The 1,362-nt window shown below is 68.7% G+C and carries 1 protein-coding gene; it reads right to left on the bottom strand.

Annotated features, from left to right (window positions below):
* Nucleotides 1-38: 38 nt before the first annotated feature.
* The gene (locus ABZV38_RS40460; RefSeq protein WP_356333971.1) at nt 39-1,199 is read right to left on the bottom strand and encodes an ISAs1 family transposase; all 1,161 of its coding nucleotides are present in this window, start codon (nt 1,197-1,199) and stop codon (nt 39-41) included.
* Nucleotides 1,200-1,362: the final 163 nt, after the last annotated feature.

Below are 1,362 nucleotides of genomic sequence, written 5' to 3'. Positions count from 1 at the left end.
CAGGGCCTCGGCGTGAAGCGGGTATGACCGTTTTCTGATCATGGAATGTCCAGGATGTGCAGTGGCCGGGTGGCGTCACGGGCGTTCCTCCTGAGGGCGGCGGCGATGCCGTGGCGGCCGGAGAGGCGGAGGGCTCCGATGGCGAGGTTGCGCCAGGTGGCCATGGCACGGGGCGCGTTGCCCGTCCGGAGCTGTGAGGCGTCCTCGGCGAAGGTGGTGTCTCTGACGTGATGCAGTGCTTCCACCGACCAGTGTCCGCGGATCAAGGATGCGAGCTGGGCCGGAGTGGCCTGGTCGGCGCTCAGGCTGGTGACCGCGTACACCGTCTTGATGCTGATCTTCCCGGTCCTGCGGTTCACCCGGCGGCGCTTGAGCTCGATGGCCTGGGCCGCCCAGGGGAAGAGCAGTCCGGCGACAGTGCAGACCTTGATCCGGCGGATCTCGCCCCGGCCGTGTCCCTTCTCGGTGGTGCGGTTCTGCAGCGGGATCTGCTTCCAGGGAAGGGACTTCATCTGCTTGCGCAGCTTCTTCTGGTTGCCCTTGACGATCACGATGTAGTGGGCTCCCCGGCTTCTCAGGTAATCGGCGTGCTCGCGCTGTGTGTGCATCGCGTCGCTGGTCACGACCGCTCCGGCCAGGTCGATGCCGTCCAGCAGGGGCTGGAAGCAGGTGATCTCGTTCGTCTTGGTCTCGACGTCGACCTGTCCCAGGACGACGGAGGTCGCGTGGTCGACGGCCGCCAGGAGGTGAATCTTCCGGTCGTGCGCGCGGGCGGCACCGCGCAGGGACTTGCCGTCGACCGCGATCGCTCGCAGCATCTTCCCGCCGGCCTGCGGGCGTCGGGCGGACAGCCAGCCGCCGACGACCCGGTCCAGTACATCGCCGTCGATCTGGGTCAGGACCCGGCGGATCGTGGTCTCGCACGGGGCCCGGCGGCGGCCGGTGAAGGGGTCGCGGCGGGCGCCGAGCCGGGCCAGGACCTGCTGCGGGGCATCAGCCGCCCACTCGCTGATCGCCAGCAGCGAGGTCGCGCCGGTCAGGACCGCGGCGGCACAGATGGCGAGCACGCCGACCAGAGGATGTAGCCGACCGCGTGGATCACGTGGGTCGCTGACCGTCGCGAGGCAGGCCAGCAGGCCAGGGCACTCCTGGACCGTCAGAGGCGAGGCAGGGGCGAGCTGGTCAAGCGCGGCGGGCATGGGAGATGATGCGGCAACGGCAGGCACGGTCTTCCAGCAGGATCATGGGACGTAGACACTCACATGATCGCTGGCAACCGTGCCTGCCGCATGTCGTCACCCACCCCACCAGCAACGGCAGTTGGGGCGAATCCGCTCATTCCGTTTTCACGCCGAGGCCCTG

This window comes from Streptomyces sp. NPDC005181 (assembly GCF_040608395.1).
Taxonomy (GTDB): domain Bacteria; phylum Actinomycetota; class Actinomycetes; order Streptomycetales; family Streptomycetaceae; genus Streptomyces.
The sequence above is the reverse complement of the archived record's forward strand: the minus strand, read 5'-3'. Positions and strand labels throughout refer to the sequence as shown.

Coding starts and splice junctions, on each gene's coding strand:
- ABZV38_RS40460 (WP_356333971.1), bottom strand. CDS start 1,199: ATGCCCGCCGCGCTTGACCAGCTCGCCCCTGCCTCGCCTCTGACGGTC.